The organism is uncultured Roseobacter sp. (genome assembly GCF_947495025.1).
GTDB lineage: Bacteria > Pseudomonadota > Alphaproteobacteria > Rhodobacterales > Rhodobacteraceae > Roseobacter.
This window is the reverse complement of record NZ_CANLXG010000004.1, coordinates 212,689-224,880: the sequence shown is the minus strand read 5'-3', so window position 1 is coordinate 224,880 and position 12,192 is coordinate 212,689. Positions and strand designations below refer to the sequence as shown.

Annotated in this window: 13 protein-coding genes; 8 read left to right on the top strand and 5 right to left on the bottom strand. The window is 58.7% G+C overall.

What is annotated here, in order from left to right; translation table 11 throughout:
* Positions 1-183 precede the first annotated feature (183 nt).
* The gene (locus Q0792_RS18570) at positions 184-768 is read right to left on the bottom strand and encodes a hypothetical protein (protein WP_298844381.1); all 585 of its coding nucleotides are present in this window, start codon (positions 766-768) and stop codon (positions 184-186) included.
* 135 nt (positions 769-903) lie between these two features.
* Here Q0792_RS18570 and Q0792_RS18565 point away from each other — a divergent pair, with 135 nt between their 5' ends.
* On the top strand, positions 904-2,274 hold the full coding sequence (locus Q0792_RS18565) for a cytochrome P450 (protein WP_298844378.1): 1,371 nt from the start codon (positions 904-906) through the stop codon (positions 2,272-2,274).
* A gap of 17 nt (positions 2,275-2,291) precedes the next feature.
* Here Q0792_RS18565 and parC read toward each other — a convergent pair whose 3' ends face one another.
* Entirely contained in the window at positions 2,292-4,595 is a 2,304-nt protein-coding gene (gene parC / locus Q0792_RS18560; protein WP_298844375.1) for a DNA topoisomerase IV subunit A, read from the bottom strand.
* Positions 4,596-4,786: 191 nt separating this feature from the next.
* Between parC and Q0792_RS18555 the strand changes: the two genes are divergently transcribed.
* The 6 genes from Q0792_RS18555 to Q0792_RS18530 all read left to right on the top strand — a co-directional run bounded on the left by Q0792_RS18555 (position 4,787) and on the right by Q0792_RS18530 (position 9,075).
* Positions 4,787-5,452, top strand: a complete 666-nt coding sequence (locus tag Q0792_RS18555; protein ID WP_298844372.1) for an SH3 domain-containing protein — start codon at positions 4,787-4,789, stop codon at positions 5,450-5,452.
* A 58-nt stretch (positions 5,453-5,510) separates the two neighbouring features.
* Entirely contained in the window at positions 5,511-6,338 is an 828-nt protein-coding gene (locus tag Q0792_RS18550) for an SDR family NAD(P)-dependent oxidoreductase (RefSeq protein WP_298844370.1), read from the top strand.
* A gap of 82 nt (positions 6,339-6,420) precedes the next feature.
* Complete coding sequence (locus Q0792_RS18545; RefSeq protein ID WP_298844367.1) at positions 6,421-6,612, top strand: twin transmembrane helix small protein; 192 nt, start codon at positions 6,421-6,423, stop codon at positions 6,610-6,612.
* Between the two features lie 15 nt (positions 6,613-6,627).
* A complete protein-coding gene (locus tag Q0792_RS18540) occupies positions 6,628-7,200 on the top strand; it encodes a cob(I)yrinic acid a,c-diamide adenosyltransferase (protein ID WP_298844365.1) in 573 nt (190 codons plus the stop codon).
* Positions 7,201-7,390: 190 nt separating this feature from the next.
* A complete protein-coding gene (locus tag Q0792_RS18535) occupies positions 7,391-8,149 on the top strand; it encodes an electron transfer flavoprotein subunit beta/FixA family protein (RefSeq protein ID WP_298844362.1) in 759 nt (252 codons plus the stop codon).
* On the top strand, positions 8,149-9,075 hold the full coding sequence (locus Q0792_RS18530; protein WP_298844359.1) for an FAD-binding protein: 927 nt from the start codon (positions 8,149-8,151) through the stop codon (positions 9,073-9,075). Before Q0792_RS18535 ends, Q0792_RS18530 begins: the two co-directional genes overlap by 1 nt.
* 54 nt (positions 9,076-9,129) lie before the next feature.
* On the opposite strand, the gene Q0792_RS18525 is transcribed toward Q0792_RS18530, so the two are convergent.
* Positions 9,130-9,966 carry a DUF6473 family protein gene (locus Q0792_RS18525; RefSeq protein WP_298844357.1) on the bottom strand — a complete coding sequence of 279 codons (837 nt, stop codon included), beginning with the start codon at positions 9,964-9,966 and terminating at the stop codon, positions 9,130-9,132.
* Between the two features lie 153 nt (positions 9,967-10,119).
* Between Q0792_RS18525 and Q0792_RS18520 the strand changes: the two genes are divergently transcribed.
* Positions 10,120-10,995 (top strand): 3-hydroxybutyryl-CoA dehydrogenase, encoded by an 876-nt coding sequence (locus tag Q0792_RS18520; protein WP_298844356.1) that lies wholly within the window; start codon positions 10,120-10,122, stop codon positions 10,993-10,995.
* A gap of 3 nt (positions 10,996-10,998) precedes the next feature.
* Here the strand turns inward: Q0792_RS18520 and Q0792_RS18515 are convergent, their stop codons facing one another.
* Entirely contained in the window at positions 10,999-11,877 is an 879-nt protein-coding gene (locus Q0792_RS18515; RefSeq protein ID WP_298844354.1) for a lysophospholipid acyltransferase family protein, read from the bottom strand.
* A 40-nt stretch (positions 11,878-11,917) separates the two neighbouring features.
* Positions 11,918-12,187 carry an HPr family phosphocarrier protein gene (locus tag Q0792_RS18510; RefSeq protein WP_298844352.1) on the bottom strand — a complete coding sequence of 90 codons (270 nt, stop codon included), beginning with the start codon at positions 12,185-12,187 and terminating at the stop codon, positions 11,918-11,920.
* Positions 12,188-12,192: the final 5 nt, after the last annotated feature.

The following is a 12,192-nucleotide window of genomic DNA, read 5'->3' as shown; positions in this document are numbered from 1 at the left end:
CTTGCCGTGGTCAACGTGACCAATCGTGCCGATGTTTACGTGCGGTTTCGTCCGTTCAAACTTTGCCTTTGCCATGAGTGTGGCGCCCTTTTTTCTGAGGGGTCACGTCCGCGACCCTGTCGTTCACATGGCGCGGCATGTATTGGCATCTGACAGGAAAATCAAGCACGACGTGCACTTCACTCAGCGCTCCGCAGGTTCTTCCTCCTCGCCGGTGTCAACGACGGCATTTTCAGTAAACCACCCGTATTCGGCATTCTGGGCGACGAGGTAGTTTTCGATGGCTTTGGCCACACTGCGGGACATTTCCTCGAGCTGCTGATCACCTGACTTGAGCAGGCCCGAGCCGAAGACGTTCTGTCCGGAAAGCTCCTCAAGCACAGTGATCTGCTCAGGCTCGGTATTGAGCTTTGCTCCTTTGGCGTCATCCCAGACAGTCAGCTGCACAATCATCGCCGATTTTGGCGAAAGAAGCACCGGAATGCCCGGCTGTGCCAGAACATAGGCTTCAACACTGAGGCCAAAATGATAGTCCTTCGGGCCGTCGTACCGGTCAAACCTCTCGGCAATGGCGGACTGGATAGAAGCCGTCAGTTCATCCACCGGCACTTCCCTGCTGGCAGGGCCCTTGGCGACCTTCGGCGCGACCACCACGTTGTGGCCCAGGCTGAAGTCGCCCAGCAGAACCGCCGGATCGTTCAGATCCGAACTGTTTACACACGCTGAAAGCGCAACCGCGCCCAGCATCCAGACTGCTTTTCTGAACATGAACTGCCCTCAATTTCCTGCCTGCACAAGTGCTAGCGCATGGTATCGCCCAGCGCAATGCGTCCGGGCGCCGCCGGGCGGTGGACCGCCCCGCTCTGCGTTCTACGTTCCGGGTCCAGAGAGGAACAGCGGCAGATGCCCCGGGACGGCGGAGACAACAGCACAGAATTGCCTGTACGCGCACGGTTGCCGACGGAACCTGTCGGCGTGCTCGGCAGCTTTGCGCGGATGCAGGAAAATCTTCTGAGTATCATTCCACAGGCAGCCACCGAGCAGAAGATCCTGTCCGGCCGGACGGGAACACGCTGGCATATGGTGATGCATCCGCCTGCCCTGCGGGAGATTTTGCTGGAACGCGTCGCTGACTACCCCAAGTCGGTTGTGACGCGAAATCTGCTGAGACCTGCGGTGGGCGACTCGCTTTTTGTTGCCGAAGGCGCGCACTGGCGATGGCAGAGACGCGCAGCGGCACCGGCGTTCTCGCACCGTAACATCGCATCGCTGGGGCCTGTCATGACCGGGGCCGCAACCCGCAGCGCAGATCGTATCGCATCTCAGAAACACCGGGCTGTCAATCTGCTGGACGAGATGACGACGGCAACCTTTGATGTGATTTCCGAAGTCACATTCTCGACGGACGGTAGTTTTGAGCGCGCATCAGTGCACAGAGCAATCGAGGCCTACACTGAAAAAGCAGGCCGCGTTTCGCTGCTTGACGTGCTGGGCGCGCCCGACTGGGTACCGCGTCCGGGGCGCGTCGCGGCAACGCGCTCCATGCAAAAGATGAAAGCGGATGCCGATGCCGCAATCGAAGCACGCCTGCGCAGGGGGCCGTCGGCCACACCTGACCTGCTCGATCTGATGCGTGAAGCCGAAGACCCGCGCACCGGTCGCCGAATGAGCACATCAGAGCTGCGCGACAATCTGCTGACCTTTATCGTAGCAGGCCACGAAACAACGGCCCTCACACTCGCCTGGGCACTGTATCTCTGCACCTTTGATCAGAATGTCCAGGACGCGGCCCGACACGAGATACACAGCGTCGTTGGTCAGCGCGCGGCAGAGGCTGGTGATCTGGAAAACCTGGGCCTGGTCAGGCGGATAATCGAAGAGACCCTGCGACTGTATCCACCGGCAGGCATCGTCTCGCGTACAGCGCAGAAACAGGACACGCTGGCCGGCGCGCCTGTAGAGCCGGGTGATACGGTAATGATCCCGATCTATGCGCTGGGTCGGCACCGTACGCTGTGGCAGGATCCGGACTCATTCCGGCCTCAGCGGTTCGCAGACCGCCAGTCGATCGACCGCTATGCATGGCTGCCGTTCGGAGATGGTCCGCGCATCTGCATCGGCGCCTCATTTGCTCTGCAGGAAGCGATGATCATACTGGCTACTCTGCTCGGCCGGTTCCGTTTCACGAGGGTCCCCGGGCGCGATCCTGCGCCGGTGATGATCCTGACCCTGCGCCCGGATGGCGGCGTCTGGCTGACGGCCGAACCTGTCTGACCCGCACCCCGGACCGTTCAGGTAAAACGGTTGTCTCTGGGAAAGCCGCGCGGGGCCATACGACCGGCACTGGCGCGCTTGCCTGTCCACTCCGCCAGTTCAGTCTCGGTCCGGGTGCGCCCTGCCGGATCCAGCCAGCTGAGACCTTCCTCCCGGGCAAACGTAATGGCGTCAGACAGGCCTCCGTCTTTGTATTTCTGCAGCCGCACACCTTTGCCACGTCCCATTTCGGGCAGTTCATCAAGGCCAAAGACCAGCACTTTGCGGTTTTCACCGACCACGGCTACGCTGTCTCCTGTGACGGGTTTGCAGACCATGGCCCGGGTTTCTCCGCGCACGTTCAGTACCTGTTTGCCGCTCCGGGTCTGGGCGACCACGTCGTTCTCGGGCACTACGAATCCATCTCCGGCACCAGAGGCGACCAGCAGTTTGCGATCGGGTCTGTGCGTCAGTATCGTGACGATATCCGCCTCGTTCGGCAGATCCACCATCAGGCGCAGCGGCTCACCCATGCCCCGCCCGCCGGGCAGGTTGGACGCCGAAACGGTGTAAAAGCGACCGTTGGATCCGAATACCAGCAGTCTGTCCGTGGTTTCGGCATGGAAAATGAAGCGTGGGCCATCGCCATCTTTGAATTTGAGCTCGCGGGTCAGATCGATGTGACCTGTCATTGCCCGGACCCAGCCCATCTGCGAACAGACGACTGTGATCGGCTCGCGATCAATCATCGCTTCAATAGGCACATCCTCAACTTCGCCTGCCTCGGCAAAGGTTGTACGGCGCGCACCACCTTCCCAGTCGCGGCCAAACTGCTTTTTGGTCTCGCGCAGCTGGGCCGCGATGCTGTCCCATTGCAGGGAGGGGTTTTCCAGCAGATCCTCAAGGCCTGCGCGCTCTTCCATCAGGGCTTCCTGTTCGCGCAGCAGTTCCATCTCCTCAAGACGGCGCAGCGACCGAAGGCGCATGTTCAGAATAGCTTCTGCCTGAACCTCGCTCAGCTCGCCCTCGCCGGGAGCAGGCGAAACGTAATCCGCCTCGTCCCGCGCCCGGACATGGGTCCTGCCCCAGTCCTCGCGCATCAGGGCCGCCTTGGGATCATCATCATACCGGATAATGTCGATCACCCGGTCGAGGTTCAGAAAGGCAATGACAAAGCCCTCAAGTACCTCAAGACGGTGATCGATTTTCTCCATCCGGTGTGTCGATCGCCGGATCAGAACTTCCTGACGGTGATCAAGAAATGCGCGCAGCACTTCCTTCATGGAGCAGACTTTTGGCGTCACCCCATCGATCAGAACGTTCATATTGAGCGAGAACCGCACTTCCAGATCAGAGGACCGGTACAGCATGCCCATGAGCACTTCGGGATCCACATTCTTGGACCGCGGCTCCAGGATCATCCGTATATCGTCGGCGCTCTCGTCACGTACATCGGCCAGAATCGGGATTTTCTTGGTCTGGATAACTTCTGCGATTTTTTCGATCAGCTTGGATTTCTGAACCTGATAGGGGATCTCGGTAACGACAATCTGCCACTGCCCGCGACCCAGATCCTCAACCTCCCAGCGACACCGCAGACGGAAAGAACCGCGCCCGGTCCGGTAGGCCGCAGCAATATTCTCAGCCGGTTCGACGATCACTCCGCCGGTCGGAAAATCAGGCCCCGGCACGTAGTTCAGCAGCGTATCATCGCGCGCATCAGGTGTTCTGATCAGGTGAATACAGGCATCGCAAAGCTCTGCAGTGTTATGTGGCGGAATATTGGTCGCCATGCCCACCGCGATACCGGACGCCCCATTGGCCAGCAGATTCGGAAACTGTGCGGGCAGTACCGCCGGTTCGGTCAGCGTGCCGTCATAGTTTTCGCGGAAATCGACAGCGTTTTCGTTGAGGCCTTCGAGCATCGCCTCGGCGACGGCCGTCATCCGCGCTTCGGTATAGCGGCTGGCTGCCGGGTTATCCCCGTCGATGTTACCGAAATTACCCTGACCGTCGACCAGCGGATAACGTACGTTGAAATCCTGGGCCAGCCGCGCCATCGCATCATAGATCGCAGCGTCACCATGCGGGTGATAGTTGCCCATCACGTCACCGGAAATCTTAGCTGATTTCCGGAACCCACCCGTGGAAGACAGACGTAACTCCCGCATTGCAAAGAGAATTCTGCGGTGCACCGGCTTCAGCCCATCACGGGCATCCGGCAAAGCACGGTGCATAATAGTGCTCAGCGCATAGGTTAGATACCGGTCGCCAAGCGCGCGGCGCAGTGGTTCCGAAAGGTCTCTGGAGTCCGGTTCAGGTGTTTCAGTATCGTCAGCCATTGCCCTTGTGTAACGAGCCGTCAGAAGGCCTACAAGCCGCATATCGCAACGGTCGTTACATGCCTGCAACACAGCGGCACTGATGTTTTTTTCCCGAAATTCCCACTCCCTCAAAAAAAACCGTTCTGTTAGGAACCCTCACGGTCCGGGATGTGTTAATATCACATGCCGAAGGGAGTGGGATGTTACTTATGAAGTTGTTTATTGTTCTGGTACTTGGATTTCTGACACTTGGCTTTTACGAGCTGAGCGGGGGGGCGGATTTTGATCCGGTCGCTGCCCGCGATGCCGCCGTTCTGGACCGCCTGCAGGAAATGTCTGACAACGCACCCGGCCCGGTTACCGTGGCAGAACTTCCTGCGAAACCCGTTCCGGCGCCTGCGCTTGCAAGGCAACAGGACGACGGCGTAACTGTCACGCGGGCCGCCCTGAACCTGACATCCTTTGAGGATGTTGTCACAGAGGCCGTTCCGGCAACTGCTGCTGTTATCGCGCCGGCCGAGCAAAAACTGAATACTGCGTCCGCCGAGGCCTCAGTGACGCCTGTAGTTGCGCGCGGTATCTCACTGGAAGCGCCGGAAATCACGGCAGATGGCGATGGCACTGTGCCCAGTCTGATCTTTCCCGGAAACACATCTGCGTCGACAGACGTGAGTGCAACGCCGGATGTGCGTACCGTCGCTGGCGACCTGGTGAATGTGCGGGGGGGGCCGGGCACCAGCTACAAGGTGGTGAACCAGCTGAAACGTGACGCGATGGTCGAGATCATTGCCGAGAATGGCGCCGGCTGGGTACAGCTGCGTCCCGTGGACGGCAGCCCGGCAGGGTGGATGGCGGATTTTCTGCTGAACGACTGACATCATTGCACTGCCCTTCGGGAACGGGCATTCCCTGCCCACAGCCGGAGGGACCGCCATGCCAAAATCGATTCTTATTACCGGATGCTCGTCGGGCATTGGATATGCGGCGGCGGTCGGTCTGCGTAACGACGGATGGCGGGTCTTTGCCTCCTGCAGACAGCAGCGGGACTGCGACCGGCTGAAGGCGGAGGGCTTTGAAAGTCCGCGCATTGATTACACGGACACCGCTTCCATAAGAACCGGTCTCGGGAAAGTTCTGGAGGCGACGGGCGGCACCCTTGATGCACTGTTCAACAACGGCGCGCATGGCACACCAGGCGCTGTCGAAGACTTGCCCACAGATGCGCTGCGCGCAATTTTCGAGGCGAACTTCTTTGGCTGGCACGAGCTCACCCGCGCTCTGATGCCGGTTATGCGCCGCCAGGGGCATGGCAGGATCATTCAGTGCTCGTCAGTTCTCGGGTTTATTACACTGCCCTGGCGTGGCGCATACAACGCAACGAAATTCGCACTCGAGGGCCTGACGGATACAATGCGTATCGAAATGCGGGATACGGATATTCATTTCGTGCTGATCGAACCGGGGCCGGTCACCTCGAAAATCCGTGAAAACTCGATTCCACACTTCGAACGCTGGATCGACTGGCAGAATGCGGCGCGGCGTGATGATTATGAACACAAGCTGCGCAAGCGGCTTTATCACAGCAGCGGACCTGACAGATTTGAACTGCCTCCCGAAGCCGTGGTCGACAAACTGCGTCACGCGCTGACGGCACCCCGTCCGAGGCCACGATACTATGTGACCACGCCGACCTATATCATGGGCGCCCTGCGCCGTATCCTGCCGACCCGCGCACTGGACTGGGTCCTGTCACGCACCTGATCCCGCGCTTCTGGGTCGCACCGGCCTCGCTTTTCCTGACGCGCCCCCTACATGACTTCCGAACAAGAAAAGGACATCTGCCGTGGATCCGCTTTTTATACTCGTCGTTATCGCCTGTCTTGCCGTCGTCGTCATTCTGATGTTCGGGCTGGGCGGATTTGCAGGCGGTGGAAAATTCAACCGCGAGAATTCCAACAAGCTGATGCGCTGGCGTATCGGGGCTCAGTTCATCGCTGTGCTACTCATCCTCGTCTATGTTTACTTCCGCAACTGAGGAGACTGACCGGCAATGGTCGTTCTGAACAAAATCTACACCAAAACCGGCGACGCCGGCGAAACTGCACTGGGAAACGGGGCACGCGTGGCGAAACACTCGTTGCGGGTTACGGCATATGGCACCTCAGACGAGCTGAACTCCTTTGTCGGGGTTGCTCGCCTCGAAGCCACCGGCGATCTGGACGACGCCCTGAGCCGAATTCAGAACGACCTTTTCGATATCGGTGCCGATCTCTGCCGGCCGGATATGGAACTGGACGCGCAGGCTGAATACCCGCCTCTGCGCGTCGTCGACGCCCAGGTGGAGCGTCTGGAGAACGAAATAGACGCAATGAATGCGGACCTTGAGGCGCTGCGCAGTTTTATTCTGCCTGGCGGTTCGGCCCTTGCTGCGCATCTGCATGTCTGCCGGACAGTTTCCCGTCGCGCCGAGCGCCTGTGTGTGGAACTGGCGACGATGGAGGCAATCAACCCGTCGGCAGTTAAGTATCTTAACCGGCTCAGTGACTGGTTTTTTGTCGCAGCCCGGACAGCGAATAACGGCGGCCGGGACGACGTGCTCTGGGTGCCCGGCGCTAACCGCTGACACCCTGCAGAGGGCGTAGCGGATCGGAAACTTTTGCTCTGAAACCTGAATTTCGCAAAGAACGCGGCGTTCCTGTGCCGGATCGCGACGATTTTGCACTGTTTCCGCTGCTCCGTGGCAGGTAAACCACCGTTCAGAAAACGAGGAACTCGCACGGGGGTGTGAGTCGCAACCAAGGAGAGATGCGCCAATGAAGGTTCTGGTACCTGTCAAACGCGTGATCGACTACAACGTCAAAGTGCGCGTCAAAGCGGACGGTTCGGGTGTCGATCTTGCCAATGTGAAAATGTCGATGAACCCTTTCGACGAAATTTCAGTCGAGCAGGCGATCCGCCTCAAAGAAGCCGGTCAGGCTGACGAAGTCGTGGTTGTTTCTGTCGGCGTCAAGCAAAGCCAGGAAACGCTTCGCACGGCACTGGCAATGGGCGCTGACCGCGCCATTCTGGTGATCGCGGCAGACGATGTGCACAACGACATCGAACCGCTGGCTGTTGCCAAGATCCTTAAAGCTATCGTTGACGAAGAGCAGCCCGGACTTGTGCTCTGCGGCAAACAGGCCATCGATAACGACATGAACGCAACCGGCCAGATGCTGGCAGCGCTGATGGGCTGGTCGCAGGCGACATTCGCGTCAGAAGTTGCTGTTGAAGGTGACAAAGCGGTTGTGACGCGTGAAGTGGATGGCGGTCTGCAGACGATCAAAGTCAGCATGCCGACCGTTGTTACCGTAGACCTGCGCCTTAACGAGCCGCGCTACGCATCCCTGCCGAACATTATGAAAGCCAAGAAGAAGCCGCTGGATGAAAAGACGGCTGCTGACTATGGCGTTGATGTCACGCCGCGCCTCGAAGTGGTGAAAACTGTCGAACCCGAAGCGCGCGCAGCGGGTATCAAAGTGGCCTCAGTCGATGAACTGGTGGCGAAACTCAAAGAAGCGGGGGCTGTGTAATGGCTGTTCTTCTCCTTGCAGAAATTAACGACGGTGAACTCGCGATGGACGCCACCGCCAAGGCGGTGACCGCGGCGCAGGCCCTGGGCGATGTAACCGTTCTGGCCACCGGTGCCACCTGCGCCGACGCAGCGGCTGAAGCCGCAACAATCCAGGGCGTTGCAAAGGTGCTCTGCGCCGAAGACGCGCTGTATGGCAAACGCCTGGCCGAGCCGGTTGCGGACCTGATCGTTTCCCTGTCCGGGGATTATTCGCACATCGTGGCTCCGGCGACGACCGATGCGAAAAACATCATGCCACGCGTTGCCGCGCTGCTGGACGTGATGGTCATTTCCGACGCCACTGCGGTTGTCGACGCAGACACGTTTGAACGCCCGATATATGCGGGCAACGCGATGCAGACCGTGAAATCTGCAGACGCAAAGAAGGTCGTGACCTTCCGTGGGTCGACCTTTGACGCGGCGGCGACAGGTGGCTCTGCTGCAGTCGAAAGCATCGGCGCTGCAGGAAACCCGGGCCTCAGCGAATGGGTTGAGGACAAAGTGGCTGCATCTGACCGCCCCGAGCTGACATCAGCAGGCGTCGTTGTGTCCGGCGGTCGCGGCGTTGGCTCTGAAGACGACTTTGCGCTGATCGAAAAGCTGGCGGACAAACTGGGGGCCGCTGTTGGCGCATCCCGCGCAGCAGTTGACTCCGGCTATGCCCCCAACGACTGGCAGGTTGGTCAGACCGGTAAGGTCGTCGCGCCCGATCTGTACGTCGCAGTTGGCATTTCGGGCGCTATCCAGCACCTGGCCGGTATGAAGGACAGCAAGATCATCGTGGCCATCAACAAGGACGAAGAAGCACCGATTTTCCAGGTTGCGGACTATGGGCTTGTTGCTGACCTGTTCTCGGCTGTGCCGGAGCTGATCGAAAAAGTCTGAGTACATTCCGTAAAAGTACAAAGGCCGCTCGGTTCCGGGCGGCCTTTTTGTTGGTCAGACGAGATCCTGCAACACCGGATGCAATGTGCGGGCGACCTCACCATGGGCCTGCGGTCCCAGCATTTCCCGCGCGGCAACCGCTTCCAGCTCACTGAAGACCATGCCGGCCGTTCCGGAGGCAACCGCTTCGGGTGTTGCCACGACTTCAACCAGCCCTGCAATTTCGGGGCGCAGTTCTTCGAGCATTTCACGGGTCACAAACAACGGGTCACGCGTACGCACTGAAACGTTTGCACTGTCTTCTTCTGTCAGCGCCGCATGATCCGCAACCCACACCAGAACCACCGGCCCGCTGATCTTGCGGAGCAACAGACGCATCCGCGCCAGCCACGCCGCCTGAACTTCTGCACGAACGACGGAAAAACGATCATCGCTGGTTTCCTGCAAGCAGCTCAGCATGTGCCGGTTAAAGTGGAACTCGGCAAAGTCCACTTCGGGATACACCATTTTGAGCAGCGGCGACGCGGTGACAAACCGGTCGTTACGCCGTGGATGCACCGAATAGAAACGGTTCGACAGATTTTGTGCGCCCACGACCTGGATCACTGTCAGGCTGGAACCACAGGCTGCGTCGATCAGCGAGCCGTCATTCAGAAACACATCAATTCCTGCGTTTGGCACGCCGAAGTTCACGCAATTGACACCGAGACTGCTTTCAACGAGCGCCGGAAACGGTGCCTTTATGAACTTGCCATATGTCTCTGTACCACCAAGAAACGCCACATAGGGCGCGTCCAGCCGCCGCTTTGGCCCGCGGAACAACAGCCTCGAATTGCCATAACAACAGGGCGCATAATCAAGCGCACCTGTGCTCATCACATCATAGGTCATAACCCACCTTTTAAATCACCCGCGACGTGTATGCCCCGCGAAACCTACGAAATCCTTAAAGTGCAATTTTGACCCAAATTATTCATGCGCCGCAGCCTTGCGGGTGCCCCCGCCCCGGTCTTACAGTGCGCAGAACAACCAGGGGCGTCGCGCATGGAAATCAGATCAGTTGGAATTGTCGGTGCCGGCCAGATGGGAAATGGCATTGCCCATGTCATGGCGCTCGCTGGCTATGATGTGATGCTGAATGACATCAGCCAGGAAGCCCTCGATTCTGCTGTCACCCTGATGACCGGCAACATGGATCGTCAGGTCGGGCGCGGGAAAATTACGCCCGAAGAACAGGCATCTGCGCTGGCCAGAATACGACCTACTACGACGCTCAGCGAGCTTGGCCAGACAGATCTGATTATTGAGGCAGCGACCGAGCGCGAAACGGTGAAACAGGCCATTTTCGAGGATCTGGTTCCACATCTGCTGCCACATACGATCCTCACATCGAACACCTCGTCAATTTCGATCACACGTCTGGCCAGCCGGACGGACCGACCGGAAAAGTTCATGGGCTTCCACTTTATGAACCCGGTGCCTGTCATGCAGCTTGTCGAACTGATCCGTGGAATCGCGACAGATGAAGCAACGTTCAGCGCCTGTCGCACCGTTGTTGAGCGGCTGAATAAAACGGCCGCCTCAGCAGAAGATTTCCCGGCGTTTATCGTCAACCGGATCCTGATGCCAATGATCAACGAAGCCGTATACACACTTTACGAAGGCGTTGGCAGCGTTCAGTCGATCGACAGTTCCCTGCGACTTGGGGCCAACCACCCGATGGGGCCACTGGAACTTGCCGATTTCATCGGACTGGACACCTGCCTTGCCATTATGAATGTGCTGCACGACGGGCTGGCCGATACCAAGTACCGGCCCTGTCCGTTGCTCACCAAATACGTCGAAGCGGGCTGGCTGGGCCGGAAAACGCAGCGGGGGTTTTACGATTACCGCGGCGAGACGCCTGTACCAACGCGCTGACCGTCAGTCTCGCAACGACAGTGTGTGCTCGCGCAGCCAGGCCATGAACCCGCGTGGGTCATCGGCCCATTTGTCCACAGTTTCCCTGTCCAGCGGCTCGCCCACCACCGGTGCCTGCGGTTTGTTGAACGCATGTACCACCTCATGCAGCAGCAGTCCCTGCCGCAGCATTGGTGAGATTTTGTTGGCGATCTGATAGGCGCGCGAATTTTGTCCGGGAAACCGGATCGGTACAACAGTAGCACCTGAACGCCGGATCAGTTTTGCTGTAAATACATTCCATTCAGCCTCAACGGCCGGTCCGAACCAGGTTTCCGATGCGGCAACAGATCCCGAAGGGAACAGCGCCACAACGCCACCGTCCGCCAGATGCGACATCGCTTTTGCCCGCATTTCCACACCCTTGCGCTGTGCGTCGGTATCGTGCGGGAAGGGCACAGGGATCATGTAGGACCCGGCAACCTCATCGATGGCTGTGAGGAGAGAGCGCGTCAGAATGCGATAATCTGAACGCACACGCCCGATGAGATCAGCAAAAATCATACCGTCGATCATGCCGTGCGGATGATTTGAAACCACAATGACCGGGCCTTCTTTGGGGAAGCGGTCCAGCTGGTATTGCGGCGTCTGCAGTTCAATGCCCATCACGTCCAGCGCGGCCCGCCAGAACGCCTGGCCGGAGGGTGCGCCGCGACGTTCAAACTCGCGGACTTTGCGCAAGATGGTCAGTTTGCCGGTCATCGCTTCCATGACCTTGATCACCGCAGACTGAAACGGGTCTTCAAAGGTTGAGGCGTATGACAGGCTGCGGCGGTCGTACTTTGAAAAGTCCGCCTGCGCGGGCTTTTCTGCCTGACTGATCTCTTGTGAGCTGTCTGTCACGGACAGGCCCCCGGTTTGTTACTGGCGGTACAAGGCGCGATCAGGCCTCTTCACCGAATTTGTCAGACACCAGTTCTTTCAGCGCTTTTGACAGCGCTTCAGCCTCCGGGCCCGTCGTTTCAATGTCAATAAAGGTTCCCCGTGAAGCTGCCAACATCAAAAGACCCATTATACTGTCGCCTGATGCTGTCATGCCATCACGTGAGACCTCCGCACTGGCGTCGAATTTCTCGACAACCTCGACCAGTTTTGCCGATGCCCGGGCATGCAGCCCCTTCTCATTCTCAATTTTGACGGTACATCGGGTCATGTGCA

Bases quoted from the DNA above. Each gene is read 5' to 3' on its own strand.
- parC (WP_298844375.1), bottom strand. From the start codon at position 4,595: ATGGCTGACGATACTGAAACACCTGAACCGGACTCCAGAGACCTTTCG.
- Q0792_RS18570 (WP_298844381.1), bottom strand. From the start codon at position 768: ATGTTCAGAAAAGCAGTCTGGATGCTGGGCGCGGTTGCGCTTTCAGCG.
- Q0792_RS18520 (WP_298844356.1), top strand. From the start codon at position 10,120: ATGGAAATCAGATCAGTTGGAATTGTCGGTGCCGGCCAGATGGGAAAT.
- Q0792_RS18555 (WP_298844372.1), top strand. From the start codon at position 4,787: ATGAAGTTGTTTATTGTTCTGGTACTTGGATTTCTGACACTTGGCTTT.
- Q0792_RS18530 (WP_298844359.1), top strand. From the start codon at position 8,149: ATGGCTGTTCTTCTCCTTGCAGAAATTAACGACGGTGAACTCGCGATG.
- Q0792_RS18565 (WP_298844378.1), top strand. From the start codon at position 904: ATGCCCCGGGACGGCGGAGACAACAGCACAGAATTGCCTGTACGCGCA.
- Q0792_RS18535 (WP_298844362.1), top strand. From the start codon at position 7,391: ATGAAGGTTCTGGTACCTGTCAAACGCGTGATCGACTACAACGTCAAA.
- Q0792_RS18540 (WP_298844365.1), top strand. From the start codon at position 6,628: ATGGTCGTTCTGAACAAAATCTACACCAAAACCGGCGACGCCGGCGAA.
- Q0792_RS18550 (WP_298844370.1), top strand. From the start codon at position 5,511: ATGCCAAAATCGATTCTTATTACCGGATGCTCGTCGGGCATTGGATAT.
- Q0792_RS18525 (WP_298844357.1), bottom strand. From the start codon at position 9,966: ATGACCTATGATGTGATGAGCACAGGTGCGCTTGATTATGCGCCCTGT.
- Q0792_RS18510 (WP_298844352.1), bottom strand. From the start codon at position 12,187: ATGACCCGATGTACCGTCAAAATTGAGAATGAGAAGGGGCTGCATGCC.